Origin of the sequence: Staphylococcus sp. 11-B-312 (assembly GCF_016743055.1) — a bacterium.
GTDB lineage: Bacteria > Bacillota > Bacilli > Staphylococcales > Staphylococcaceae > Staphylococcus > Staphylococcus ureilyticus.
Window position 1 is genome coordinate 1,031,313 of the sequence record NZ_CP068241.1, and the last position, 13,220, is coordinate 1,044,532.

13 protein-coding genes are annotated in these 13,220 nt (G+C 30.7%); 10 read left to right on the plus strand and 3 right to left on the minus strand.

Annotated elements, in window-relative coordinates; translation table 11 throughout:
* Positions 1-114: 114 nt before the first annotated feature.
* On the minus strand, positions 115-1,275 hold the full coding sequence (gene yfkAB / locus JG554_RS04800; protein WP_176745331.1) for a radical SAM/CxCxxxxC motif protein YfkAB: 1,161 nt from the start codon (positions 1,273-1,275) through the stop codon (positions 115-117).
* 175 nt (positions 1,276-1,450) lie between these two features.
* Here yfkAB and JG554_RS04805 point away from each other — a divergent pair, with 175 nt between their 5' ends.
* The 7 genes from JG554_RS04805 to JG554_RS04835 all read left to right on the plus strand — a co-directional run bounded on the left by JG554_RS04805 (position 1,451) and on the right by JG554_RS04835 (position 7,229).
* Positions 1,451-1,621 (plus strand): SE1561 family protein, encoded by a 171-nt coding sequence (locus JG554_RS04805; RefSeq protein ID WP_019469624.1) that lies wholly within the window; start codon positions 1,451-1,453, stop codon positions 1,619-1,621.
* An 89-nt stretch (positions 1,622-1,710) separates the two neighbouring features.
* Positions 1,711-2,229: a type 1 glutamine amidotransferase domain-containing protein gene (locus tag JG554_RS04810; protein WP_046207946.1), complete on the plus strand. Its 519-nt coding sequence runs from the start codon at positions 1,711-1,713 to the stop codon at positions 2,227-2,229.
* A 320-nt stretch (positions 2,230-2,549) separates the two neighbouring features.
* Entirely contained in the window at positions 2,550-3,362 is an 813-nt protein-coding gene (sgtB, locus tag JG554_RS04815; protein WP_046207945.1) for a monofunctional peptidoglycan glycosyltransferase SgtB, read from the plus strand.
* 350 nt (positions 3,363-3,712) lie between these two features.
* Entirely contained in the window at positions 3,713-4,531 is an 819-nt protein-coding gene (gene recX, locus JG554_RS04820; protein WP_046207944.1) for a recombination regulator RecX, read from the plus strand.
* Entirely contained in the window at positions 4,509-4,823 is a 315-nt protein-coding gene (locus JG554_RS04825) for a YfhH family protein (protein WP_046207943.1), read from the plus strand. The genes recX and JG554_RS04825 overlap by 23 nt, the downstream gene beginning before the upstream one ends.
* A gap of 15 nt (positions 4,824-4,838) precedes the next feature.
* A complete protein-coding gene (locus tag JG554_RS04830; RefSeq protein WP_203265380.1) occupies positions 4,839-6,371 on the plus strand; it encodes an ATP-binding cassette domain-containing protein in 1,533 nt (510 codons plus the stop codon).
* A gap of 9 nt (positions 6,372-6,380) precedes the next feature.
* Entirely contained in the window at positions 6,381-7,229 is an 849-nt protein-coding gene (locus JG554_RS04835) for a sugar ABC transporter permease (protein ID WP_046207941.1), read from the plus strand.
* A gap of 82 nt (positions 7,230-7,311) precedes the next feature.
* On the opposite strand, the gene JG554_RS04840 is transcribed toward JG554_RS04835, so the two are convergent.
* Positions 7,312-8,289: a metal-dependent hydrolase gene (locus tag JG554_RS04840; RefSeq protein WP_070039297.1), complete on the minus strand. Its 978-nt coding sequence runs from the start codon at positions 8,287-8,289 to the stop codon at positions 7,312-7,314.
* A gap of 123 nt (positions 8,290-8,412) precedes the next feature.
* Here JG554_RS04840 and mutY point away from each other — a divergent pair, with 123 nt between their 5' ends.
* The 3 genes from mutY (at position 8,413) to JG554_RS04855 (ending at position 12,000) form a co-directional block, all read left to right on the plus strand.
* Entirely contained in the window at positions 8,413-9,459 is a 1,047-nt protein-coding gene (gene mutY / locus JG554_RS04845) for an A/G-specific adenine glycosylase (protein ID WP_070039299.1), read from the plus strand.
* A 66-nt stretch (positions 9,460-9,525) separates the two neighbouring features.
* Positions 9,526-10,068 (plus strand): nucleoside tri-diphosphate phosphatase, encoded by a 543-nt coding sequence (gene ntdP, locus JG554_RS04850; RefSeq protein WP_019469633.1) that lies wholly within the window; start codon positions 9,526-9,528, stop codon positions 10,066-10,068.
* A 195-nt stretch (positions 10,069-10,263) separates the two neighbouring features.
* A complete protein-coding gene (locus JG554_RS04855) occupies positions 10,264-12,000 on the plus strand; it encodes an ABC transporter ATP-binding protein (protein WP_070039301.1) in 1,737 nt (578 codons plus the stop codon).
* 84 nt (positions 12,001-12,084) lie between these two features.
* On the opposite strand, the gene JG554_RS04860 is transcribed toward JG554_RS04855, so the two are convergent.
* Positions 12,085-13,179, minus strand: a complete 1,095-nt coding sequence (locus tag JG554_RS04860; RefSeq protein WP_046207937.1) for an FUSC family protein — start codon at positions 13,177-13,179, stop codon at positions 12,085-12,087.
* Between the last annotated feature and the right edge of the window lie 41 nt (positions 13,180-13,220).

The following is a 13,220-nucleotide window of genomic DNA, read 5'->3' on the forward strand; positions in this document are numbered from 1 at the left end:
AGGAATGTCTATTCCGAATATGATGATTGAAATCTTAGTTTTGACTAAGGATATTCATCTTATTTGAAAATGACATTCCTTTTTTGATTGAATTATCAAATTTAATAGAGATGATCAATGCATAGGATAACGTCGATGCATATCTATTTCATTTTGTTTGAAATTTGTATCAGGATAATACATATTTTTTACGAGTACATTTGGTCCTAAGCAATTAAATTTAGGGCAATGGCAGTTTAATGATTGTGCTAAAGGTGTCTTTAACCATGCATCAAAAACATCTGTGAGTTTATCATTTTTAATATTTGATAAAGTACCATTTTCATCACCAAAATCAGTCACTATAATGTTTCCAGAGAACACATTCACATTTAATCTATTTCTACCATCTGGATCATTTCGCATCGTAACATTTTTGGAATTTCTTAATCTATGTAGTAATGCTTGATCATCTTCGTTGGAAATACATGGATAAATGGGTAATGTACCAAAAAGCATCCATATATCTGGATGTCGAATATCTAGTAAGTGATGAATTGCTTCTTTGATTTCAGCTAATGATAACACCTCTAATTGACTAGCAAAGTCAGAAGGATACATCGGATGAATTTCATGTCTTTGACATTTCATATCATTAACAATTTCATTATGTATTTTATTCAGATAAGGTCTTGTACTTTTGTTTAACATTGTTTCAGCAGAAATGAACATGCCTTGTTCAGAAAGTGTTTGAGCGTTTGATAACATTTGATCATAAAGTCTCAATTTTGCTTTCAATGGTGGCTGTTTTTCCATTGCTCCAAATCCAACTTCTGTAAATTCATCTATCGTTCCCCAATTATGTGAAATATGCATTACATCAATATATTCAGCTATATCTAAATATCTGTCGATAGGTAATGTAAGATTTGAATTCATTTGAACATAAATCCCGCGTTCATAGGCGTATTTCAATAGTGGTTTCACAACATTTTTAATAGATTTCTTTGAAAACATAGGTTCACCACCAGTGATGGACATCGTTTTTAAATTTGGGATTTCATCCAAACGTCGATAAATTAAATCTATTGGTAAAGGAGAAGGGTCTGCAGTTTGAAGTGTGTATCCTACCGCGCAATGACTGCAACGCATATTACAGAGATTCGTCGTGGTGAATTCAATATTACTTAAAGTTAATGCATTATGTTCTTGAATATCATTATAGGTTTCCCATGGATCATTAAATATAGATATAGGTTTTTTAATACTAGATAATATAGATTTTTGATATGTCATTTAAAACATCCTTTTATTAAAGCTTGGTTTAGGTTTAAATATATGAAATGGTTAAACATATAGAAATTATTCTAATTTTGTTAAATTATTTCAGTTTATAATTATTAAGACTTTAGCAAAATTTGTCAAATCCATGTTAGTATAATAATATCTGAAAAAAGGAGTTACTAATACAATGGATGACAATCAAACAATAGATCAAATAAAAAAGAGATTAGAAAAATTTATGAATGATATCGATCATGTGAACCCAAATGAAGTAAAAGTAGAAGACATAGACGAATGGATTGGCTTATTAGATCAATTAGAAGAAAAAGTTAAATCAGTTTCGAAATCATCAGATTAAATTTCGGAGTATTGAAAGTTTTTATGTTTAAAAAACTCTAGTTTCGTCTATACAGAGTATATAACATAAATATGGAAAGGTGATAATTCATGGCTAAAAAAGTAGCAATTATTGTAACGAATGAATTTGAAGATGTAGAATTAACAAGTCCTAAAGAAGCAATTGAAGAAGCAGGACACGAAACTGTTGTTATTGGAGATGAAGCCAATAGTGAAGTTGTTGGGAAACATGGTGAAAAAGTTTCTGTGGATGTAAGTATTGCTGATGCAAAACCAGAAGATTATGATGGATTATTAATTCCAGGTGGTTTCTCACCTGATCATCTACGTGGTGATTCTGAAGGCAGATACGGTACATTTGCTAAATACTTTACCAAAAATGATGTCCCAACGTTTGCAATTTGCCATGGACCACAAATTTTAATAGATACAGACGACTTATCAGGTAGAACAGTAACTGCAGTACTAAATGTTCGTAAAGATTTAGCGAACGCTGGTGCACAAGTTGTTGACGAATCTGTAGTTGTTGATAAGAATATTGTAACTAGTCGTACACCTGATGATTTAGATGACTTTAATAAAGCAATCGTAGATCAATTAAATGCCTAATCATTTGTGGTACGTCAATTTTAAAAAATGGTATTAATGAAATAGTTGTCTATGTTTTAGATGAATTTACTTTGAATGTGCTAAAGTGGTTCATTATAAAATATAGGCAACTTTTTTGTTTCTTATTAGCATTGAATTTTAAATTCAAACCGTATTTTGGTATTGAGATATTATAAATTTTAAAAGCTTTGATCATAATGCCATGATAGGAGTTACATATACACCCTTGGACCGATTTTTATGATTTACTATAGATAAAAATTCCAACAATTGATAAACTCACTTATAATGATATGAGAGCAATATAAAGGAGCTACCGCATGAAAAGAAGCGATCGTTATAAGCAAACAACCAAAAAATCTCAAGCTGATACTGTAAACGAACCTCAATATAATACTTATTTTCAGCCAGTAACAAAAACAAAAAAACAGAAAAAAGGAAAAGGACTTTTCTTCAAATTGCTTATTCCTATTTTAATTGTTTTAGGAATATTTATTGCTATAATGTATGCTTTGAGTACGCGCGCAGATATTGATGAATTAAAAAAAATAGAAAATAAGAATTCGTTTGTATCTGTCTCAAACATGCCAGAATATACTAAAGGTGCATTTATAGCTATGGAAGATGAACGCTATTATAGGCATCACGGATTTGATATAAAAGGAACGTCAAGGGCACTTTTTTCGACATTAAGTGATAAAAATGTACAAGGTGGAAGTACAATCACGCAACAGGTAGTAAAAAATTATTTTTATGATAATGAACAGTCTATTACACGTAAAGTTAAAGAATTGTTTGTAGCTCATCGCGTTGAAAAAAACTACAGTAAAGATGAAATACTTAGTTTTTATATGAATAACATTTATTACGGTAGTGATAATTATTCAGTAGAATCAGCTGCAAATTATTACTTTGGGGTTACGACAGATAAAAATAATCAAGAGTTGCCACAAATTTCAGTTTTACAGAGTGCCATTTTAGCAAGCAAAATTAATGCACCTAGTGTTTATAACATCGATGATATGTCGGATAATTTCATAAATCGAGTGAAAACGGATTTAGAAAAAATGAAACAACAAGAATTTATTTCAGATGAACAATACAAAAATGCATTATTAGAATTAGGCGTATGATTATAGTAATATCAGCAAGTATCACGAGAAGTATAAGATAAGTTGTCAAAGAGAAGTCCCTGCCTTAGTAGTCATGAAAAAATGAATGCTTGGAAGGGGCTTTTTTAAATATTTTAAAAATACAAAATACGTTAATTTCAACTGTGCAATGAAGGTTTTTTAAATGCTTGTTAAGTACTATAAAATATATTGAAATTTGTAGATTAACGATGTCATTTTGTGAAAGGAATAAACCTTGAACCATGATATAATTTGTATATAAAAATAATGAAGTTGAAGTTTGCAAATAAAAATCACTATAATTCCATTCATAAACAATATAAGTTATTCTTATAAGTGGAGTGAAGATAATGCCGAAAATCACAAAAATAGAAGTTCAAAAAAACAATAAAGAACGTTTTAATTTATATTTAGATGATGAATTTGAGATGGGTATTGATATTGATACTTTTGTCTATTTCAATCTTAAAAAGGGACAACTTGTTGAAGCAGCTGAAATGGAAAAAATTCAAAAGTATGAGCAATATAGACAAGCGATTAATATAGCGATTCAATATCTGTCATATAGAAAAAGAACTGAGCACGAAGTGGCACAGCATCTAGCAAAGAAAGATATTTCAGAAAGTGTTATTGCAGATGTATTAGATTATTGCCATAAGCAAAATTTAATAGATCATAAAGACTACGCGAATAGTTTAAAAAACACTATGATTTTAACTACGGATAAAGGACCTGAAATTTTCAAACAAAAATTACGCGAAGCTGGTATAGAGCAAAATATCATTGATGAATATGCGCTTTTATATAATGAAGAACAACCTTTAGACAAGATTATAAAATTAGCAAATAAAATATTGAAACAAAAAAAAGGACCACAAATAAAGCGTGAAGAAAAGTTGAAACAATCTTTGATGCAAAAAGGTTATACATTTGAAACGATTAACATTGTGATGGAAGAATTAGATTTTTCACAATCAGAAGAATCATTAGACATGTTATTACAAAACGATTTAGAAAAAGCGTATACTAAGAGTTCGAAAAAGTATACAGGTAGAAAATTAGTCAATAAAACGATTGAAACACTTATGAGAAAAGGCTATCAATATGATAAAATAAAATCTAAACTAGAAGAGAGTGGAATTGAGAATGGAACGGAAGAAATTGAGTGAAATGAGTGAAATAGAATTACGTCATGAAATTCAAGGGTATAAAGAACAAATGCGCAAAGCAGAAATGAATGGTATTTATAACGAGTATGACGTATATGCAAGTAAAGCAATCATAGCAGAAAGCTATTTAGTAGATAGAAATAAAGTAGAACTTGGCAAAATTTATCAACTGAATGATGGTACAAAAAGTTATTTTAAGGTAGAACGACTTAAAGGTATTTTTGCATGGGGATTCAGAATCAATAGTTCAGAGCCAGAAGAAGGTTTGCCCTTAGCATTATTAAAACTGTAGAAGGATGAAGATAGTATGGGTAGTTCAATTATTTTAAAGTTACTTAATGTAACACATTACTATAGAAATAAAAAATCAAAAAAGTGGTATCAGCCTTTTGGTTATGATGCAGATAACATAGAGTTAAATAATATTAATCTACATATCTATCAAGGTGAATCACTTGGCATCATCGGTGAGCCTGCGTCTTCAAAATCTCTTGTAGGTCGGATATTAAGTGGTGAAATTAAACCTGATAAGGGAAGAGTTGTGCGCAAAACAGATTTGTTTTATGCAGATATAGACGATAAATATGCTCAAAATATATCGGTTGAAGATTACATATCTAATGCAGTTACATTATTCCCATACAAAGTCAATACGCATAAAGTTGAACAAGTTCTAAAATATGCACATGTCGAAGCGCAAAGTGATACGCCTATATGTGAATTACCAGATGAAGTATATGCCCGCATACTTTTTTCACTTGCCAGAACATCTAAAGCAAGTATTATTATTTTTAATAAAATACTGCAAAATTTAACGGATGAATATTTTGAAAAAGCAATTGAACTATCAGATGAATACATAAATAATAATTTAACCATTGTTATGATAGATGACAATGTTGAAAGAGTTAGTAAGGCAAGTAATTATATAGCGTGGGTTTCGCATGGTCAACTTAGAATGGAAGGTTCTATTAAACAAGTCATTCCTGTATTTAATGAACATGAGAGAGATAGAGCATCTTTAGAAAGTGATGAAGAAAAACGAAATTTTGATTTAGATTGGAAAAAAAGTAGAGCGCGTACGCCTGAGTTAACTTATAATTTCAAACGAATTGAAAGATATAACCACGTTAAACCACCGGTTGTACTAGTTAGATTCTGGACATTTATAACTATTTGTATACTAGGTGTGCTTTTAACAGCAGTGTTAATATTTAATGATATTGGTAAAATTAACATAGGACAAAATGAAGACCAAGCCACTATTCAAAACCAACCTAAAAATCCTTACGAAGCTAAACTATCATATGGAATCGTATTAGATGATTCAGTTAAATTAAAGAATCTAAAAAAAGGAAATGAGTTAAGTCCTAGCAAGTACGCTTTGCTTACCATTACTGGGGAAAACACAAAAAATTATCGTGTTAGTGTCGATAATCAGTCTTATAAAGTCGGGAAAAAAGATATTCGTTATTTTGAACCAGCAGGTTTATTTGAAGAACATAGTGGAGATGCACTCGCGCCATTTATGAGTAAAAATTATAGTAATTATTTTGAATTTTTTAATAGTCACTTACATAAAAAGCATGGTACTGTGACAGATTCACTAGTTCCAGAAGAAGGGAAAAATGATCGCTTTATTGTACCTATCGTTCAACAACCGATTGCAATGATATTTAATGATCAAAATAAACTTTCCGGGTTTACAATTCCGATGAAAGATAAAGCGAAGTTAAAAGAGAAATTTAATATTGATAATAACTTCTGGATTACTAAATCAGGTGATGGTTATTTCATGGCAGATTTTAAAAATGATAAATGGATATATATTGAATTGTAGGTGTAGTAAATGATAGATAATTTAATTAATTTTTATAAGAATGCACCATTTTTAAGTAAACACTTGTACCATCGATTAAAGGGGCAATGGAAATGGTTTGTAATACCATTTATTATTAGCATCCTGTTATTATGTCTGCTAATGTTCATATTTAATGTGAATGGTACAGAAGAAATAAAACAAGCACGTGGTTATTTTAGATTAGCAGCATTAATAAGTTTTTCATTTATCTGGATAGCTATTTATCAAAGTTATCAATTGTTTAAAAAAGAGTATTTTACTGCTAAAGTTTTTAATTTGAATCCAATTTTTCAAACGATTATGATAGCTATTATTTCTAATTTATTAATGTTTATTGCGTTAATGATGATTATATTAATGACACCAGTTAATATAGAGAGTTCCATTCCATCGACAATATACTTTGTTATAATGTCAATTATCTTTGTCGTAGTTATTTCTACAGTATTTGGTTTACTAACTATTACCAAAAATAATGTAGATATCATATTTTATATATTATCAGTCATTATGTTTTTTCTCGTACCAATTGTGTATATTCCGTCCAGTAATTCAACAGTAATTTCTCATATTTTAATGTTGAACCCGTTATTTTATCTTATAGAGGGAATCTCACAGTCTGTTGTTTTAGGTGCATTAAGCTTAAATAATATACCATACCATTTTTATTTTATATTTTTAATGGCGACAGCTTGTGCATTGATATTTGCTCTGTTTAGAACGACAGCATATCAGAAATTTAGAGTTGCGCATGAGAAAAAGGATACTGATGACAAATTAAAAAATGATTCAAATCATAACGAAAATGTAATTGCTCAAAATACAAACCATAAATAATGATTTTAGTCATTTTCAATCTTATTAGTAAAGGCTGAGACACAATCTTGTGCCCCAGCCTTTGTTACTACCAATAAAATTTTTACTTTGCAAATAATTTTTTTTGTAATTTATCTTCACTAAACACCCAACCAATATAAGAATGATCAATATTCATAAATTCGTCTAGATGTGCGATTGCTACAAAAGAATAGTGACCATTTTTTAGATAGCGTAAATCGATTAGTCTAATTTCTGTCGTGTCATCATCTAGCTTTCTAGCTTGCCAGCGATATATAGATGAAAAGTTAAGGAAAGTTTTTATGTTTTTATCATCTTTAACAAATTGCATTAAATCATTACTAGGAAAAGGATGACGCTCAGATTTATCACTAAAAACGATATTTCTACCATAACTGCGTCCAACATAATCGTGATTTTCTGTTTGAATAGCAACACGCCATTCCATAAATCGCATGGTAGGTGCAACAAAAACTTTAACAGGGTTATGTTCTTGCTTTATTTGTTTAAGCGCTTGTTGTTTAATGATGGCTTGCATCCTAAACCGAATAATATAATAAACAACAAGAATAACAAAAATAGGGAAAAATGAAAGGTATGGATGTAAGCCTAATACCCAAAGCAAAATGCCGACACACCAAAGGATGAATATGATTGGGTCAAATGTATTGATGACACTGAGTTGAATCCATTTATTTGTGATGGGTCTGAGCGCTTGGGTTCCATATGAATTAAATATATCAACAAAGACATGAAGAAAGACCGCAAGCTGAGCCCATAACCAGATATGGCTAGCATCAATATTTTTAAAAAATGTAAATATAAATAAAGTTATAAGTAATGGCCACAGAATTGTAAAAGGTATTGAATGTGTTATACCTCTGTGATTTGATATATAAGTGGCATTATCCTTAAGTTTTAAAACTGTGTCTCCATCTGGTATCAGAGAACCGATGATTAGAGTAGTTGCAGTTGCTGCAAATGAACCAGTCATCGCTGGGTCTTGTGTTGCCAAAGCGGTTAATCCAATACCCATGACAATATGCGTACCTGTATCCATAAGTATCCTCTCATTTCATTTCAATATTATTTCTATTATAATCTAATATACTAAATAATAAAATTAACATACTAAAATGAAGAAAAAAAGTTTTAGAATCACGTAGAGAAAGAGATGTATAACATGTATAACGAATCAGAATTTAAAAATAATCTCGTAAAATGGTTTGAGAAAAATCAAAGACAAATGCCATGGAGAGAAACTAAAAATCCATACTATATTTGGTTAAGTGAAGTAATGTTACAACAAACTCAAGTGAAGACGGTTATCGATTATTATCATAAATTTGTAAGTAGGTTTCCAACAATAACTGATTTAAGCAACGCACATGAAGATGAAGTGCTAAAATATTGGGAAGGACTCGGCTATTATAGTCGTGCACGTAACTTCCATAATGCAATCAAAGATGTAGCGGTAAATTATAATGGTGAGGTTCCTAATGATCCGAAGCGTTTTGGAGAACTGAAAGGCGTTGGTCCATACACCAAAGCAGCAGTCATGAGTATTGCTTTCAACCTTCCATTAGCAACAGTCGATGGTAACGTTTTTAGAGTGTGGTCAAGACTAAATAATGATTATCGCGATACCAAATTACAAACTACGAGAAAAACATTTGAAAAAGAATTAGAAACATATGTTCAAGAAGATTCAGGTACTTTTAATCAAGCGATGATGGAACTAGGCGCATTAATTTGTACACCAAAAAATCCGTTATGTTTATTTTGTCCTGTACAAGAACATTGTGAAGCCTTTGAACAAGGAACAGTTGAGCAGTTACCTGTAAAAACGACTAAAGTGAAGAAAAAACATATAAAACAAAATGTCTATATAGTGCGTAACGAAAAGGGTGATTTACTTATTGAAAAAAGAACTCAAAAATTATTAAATAATATGTGGGAATTTCCTATGTATGAAGCGGAAAGCAACGAAAATATTAATACACAATTATTTACAGAAATTGAATTTCAAGCTAAACCTGTTTATTCTTTAAAACATCAGTTTACACATTTAACATGGGATATTGATGTGTATATATCTAAAAGTTGTGTTAATCGGCAAGAGATTACATTAGCTAACAATATGCAGTGGATGCCTGTAGATGATAAAGTTAATTATAATTTTCCAGTAAGTATGTCAAAAATATATAATTTTTTAATAACAAATAATTAAGGTCGTTCTGTAATCGTTAATTATGTTATAATTCAATATGTGAAATCAGAAAAGGTGGTGTGGAGCATGGTTAAAGAGTCCATACCTAAAGAGGGTCAGACGATAAAAATTCAAAGTTATAAACACGATGGAAATATACACCGTGTTTGGTCTGAAACAACTATTTTAAAAGGTACGGATCATGTAGTCATTGGTGGTAATGACCATACATTGGTAACAGAAAGTGATAATCGCACATGGATTACAAGAGAACCTGCAATTGTATACTTCCATTCCGAATATTGGTTTAACGTTATTTGTATGTTTAGAGAAGATGGTGTTTATTATTATTGTAATTTATCCTCACCATTTGTCTGTGATGAGGAAGCACTCAAATATATAGATTATGATTTAGATATTAAAGTCTATCCCAATGGTAAATATCATTTATTAGATGAAGATGAATATGAACAACATATGCGTCAAATGAATTATTCATCTGATATTGATGTAATTTTACGAAGAAACGTAGATATTCTTCAACAATGGATTGAACAAAAAAAAGGTCCTTTTGCACCGGATTTTATTAAAGTTTGGCGTGAACGGTTTAAAAAGATTAGAGATTATTAAGCATATTTAATGTAATTGATAGTTATATCCGATATAGTATTAAAGGTATATATGATACAAGTTAATTGTATAGAATAAATCTTAATAGCAAATGCTTAACTAAATGATCTGATGTAGATAATTGTAATAACAGCCTCGTTGAATTTCAACGAAGGCTGTTTCATTTGCTGAAATAAGCAGGGAGGTATAGTTTGTATGATTCGCAGATATATACAATTCGTAAAACCATATAAATGGCGGATCATTGCCACAATTCTTGTTGGTATATTAAAATTTGGTATTCCAATGCTTATTCCGTTATTAATTAAATATGTTATTGATGACATTATCAATAACGGTGCAATCTCGGTAGAAGAAAAATTTGCTAGATTGGGAATTGCGCTAGGAATAGCCGTATTTATTTTTGTAATCGTAAGGCCCCCTATAGAATTTTTAAGACAATATTTAGCTCAGTGGACAAGTAATAAAATATTATATGACATTCGTAAGCGTCTATATAATCATTTACAAGCACTAAGTGCAAGATTCTATGCTAATAACCAAGCTGGGCAAGTTATTTCACGGGTTATTAATGATGTTGAACAAACAAAAGATTTCATCCTGACAGGCCTTATGAATATTTGGCTTGATTGTATCACTATCATTATCGCTTTATCTATTATGTTTGTACTAGATGTAAAATTAACACTAGCTGCAATTATAGTATTTCCAGTTTATATTTTGACTGTCTACTTCTTCTTTGGACGTTTAAGAAATCTGACACGTAAGAGATCTCAAGCCTTGGCTGAAGTACAAGGATTTTTACATGAACGTGTACAAGGCATGTCAGTCATTAAAAGTTTTGCAATAGAAGATAACGAAGCAGTGAATTTTGATAAGCATAATAGCAATTTCTTACAACGCGCATTTACGCATACGAGATGGAATGCCTATTCATTTGCTGCAATTAATACAGTAACTGATTTAGGGCCATTAATTGTAATAGGTTCTGGTGCGGTTTTAGCTATTAACGGTTCCATTACAGTTGGTACGCTCGCTGCATTTGTGGGTTACCTCGAACAATTATTTGGACCTTTACGTAGATTGGTTTCTTCATTTACAACATTAACGCAAAGTTTTGCATCGATGGATCGTGTGTTCCAACTTATGGATGAAAGTTATGACATAAAGAATAAAAAAGGTGCCTTACCATTAGAAATTCAAGAAGGACGTATTGAAATTAATAATGTGAGTTTCCGATATAATGCGGATGAATCTACGATATTAAACCATATTAATTTGGATATCGAACAAGGCGAAACAGTAGCGTTTGTCGGTATGAGTGGTGGAGGTAAATCAACACTTATCAATCTCATACCAAGATTTTATGATGTTACAGATGGTGAAATTAAAATTGACGGCACCAATATTAAGTCCTATTTAACAGGTAGCCTCAGACATCAAATTGGATTAGTTCAACAAGATAACGTACTATTCTCAGATACGATTAAAGAAAATATTTTATTAGGCAGACCCGATGCAACAGATGAAGAGGTCATTGCTGCTGCAAAAATGGCAAACGCACATGATTTCATCATGGAATTAACAGATGGATATGATACAGAAGTGGGTGAAAGAGGAGTTAAACTCTCTGGAGGCCAGAAGCAACGTATATCTATAGCACGAATCTTCTTGAATAATCCACCGATTATTATCTTAGATGAAGCAACGAGTGCATTGGATTTAGAAAGTGAATCTATTATACAAGATGCATTAAATATCTTAAGTAAAGATCGTACTACGTTAATTGTGGCACATAGATTATCTACAATTACTCATGCAGATAAAATTGTTGTTATAGAAAATGGTGAAATAGTAGAAAGTGGCACACATCAAGAATTATTAGCGAAAAAAGGTGCTTATGAACATCTTTATAGCATTCAAAATTTATAAAAAGACTTTGAACGAACTAATAAATATAAAAGACCAGAGACATTTTTAAATGTCTCTGGTCTTTTTAGTTAAAATATTGAGTTTTTATAGATCAAAATCTTCTTCTTCAATTTCAATTTCATTATCATTAGAATGATATGAGAAGAAACTGATAACTAAACGATCCAAGTGTTCTATAGTATAACGATATTCTTCTATAGCTGAAATAATCTGCATTATATTAGTGAATGAATATGTTGTTTGATAAGGATCTTTAATGATTTCGCGTTGGAAAGCATCCATTAAATCTTTTTTTTGTGGATTTTCTATCTGACTATCAAAGTGACTAATATCATAACGTGCTTTCTTTGAAATACTAATAAAGATTTGTTCGTGATAGGCGATTAGCAAATCTATTTCTAATTTTATTTGAAGTAACAGCTCGTTATTCAAATTATGAAGATCGTTTTGATAACGATTCATTCGTTTTAAAACATCGTATGCTTGCCGTGTGCTACGGACAACTTGTTTAAATAGAATTTTTTTTCTATTTTGCGCATACATTTGCTTTTTCGTCCAAGGTCGTTCTTCTTCGTAGTATTCAAAGATTTGTTCTAATTTTGTTATACGTTTGCTGATTAGCCCTCTATCCTCTTTTATATGATGATATTCAGAGGTATCATTTAATACAAGTTTGAACCATACAAAGATATCTGAACAAATGTTTAAAGAATTATAATAAATTTTAGACTCGAATTTAGGGGGTAAGAATAAAAGATTAACTGCAGAAGAACTAATTACACCTACCATAACAAGGACAAATCTGTAAAATGCAGAAATATAAAAGTTACCAGTATGTGTTCCCATAATAATTAATGCAGTTATACTTGCAAGTGTAGCTACATGTTCCAATTTAAAACGGAATAAAATAGCAATTAATAATATAACAGTAACCCCCATGATTACTGGATTATTACCAAAAACAGTAACCATAACAACTGCCAGTATTGCACCGATCAGGTTACCAATTGCTCTTTCAGAAATTGTTTTAATGGAACGAAAAACACTTGGTTGCATCGCGATTACCGCACTGACAGCAGCGATTGCTTTTAATCCTGCTTCATCAGGGAACAGAGAAGCGATAAACAAAGCAAGTATAATAGCTATACCTGTCTTCAGAATGCGTGCTCCTAATTTCAAATGTACCGCTCCTTCATATATTTAATAAATTTATGTTTATA

Coding starts and splice junctions, on each gene's coding strand:
- yfkAB (WP_176745331.1), bottom strand. CDS start 1,275: ATGACATATCAAAAATCTATATTATCTAGTATTAAAAAACCTATATCT.
- JG554_RS04805 (WP_019469624.1), top strand. CDS start 1,451: ATGGATGACAATCAAACAATAGATCAAATAAAAAAGAGATTAGAAAAA.
- JG554_RS04810 (WP_046207946.1), top strand. CDS start 1,711: ATGGCTAAAAAAGTAGCAATTATTGTAACGAATGAATTTGAAGATGTA.
- sgtB (WP_046207945.1), top strand. CDS start 2,550: ATGAAAAGAAGCGATCGTTATAAGCAAACAACCAAAAAATCTCAAGCT.
- recX (WP_046207944.1), top strand. CDS start 3,713: ATGCCGAAAATCACAAAAATAGAAGTTCAAAAAAACAATAAAGAACGT.
- JG554_RS04825 (WP_046207943.1), top strand. CDS start 4,509: ATGGAACGGAAGAAATTGAGTGAAATGAGTGAAATAGAATTACGTCAT.
- JG554_RS04830 (WP_203265380.1), top strand. CDS start 4,839: ATGGGTAGTTCAATTATTTTAAAGTTACTTAATGTAACACATTACTAT.
- JG554_RS04835 (WP_046207941.1), top strand. CDS start 6,381: ATGATAGATAATTTAATTAATTTTTATAAGAATGCACCATTTTTAAGT.
- JG554_RS04840 (WP_070039297.1), bottom strand. CDS start 8,289: ATGGATACAGGTACGCATATTGTCATGGGTATTGGATTAACCGCTTTG.
- mutY (WP_070039299.1), top strand. CDS start 8,413: ATGTATAACGAATCAGAATTTAAAAATAATCTCGTAAAATGGTTTGAG.
- ntdP (WP_019469633.1), top strand. CDS start 9,526: ATGGTTAAAGAGTCCATACCTAAAGAGGGTCAGACGATAAAAATTCAA.
- JG554_RS04855 (WP_070039301.1), top strand. CDS start 10,264: ATGATTCGCAGATATATACAATTCGTAAAACCATATAAATGGCGGATC.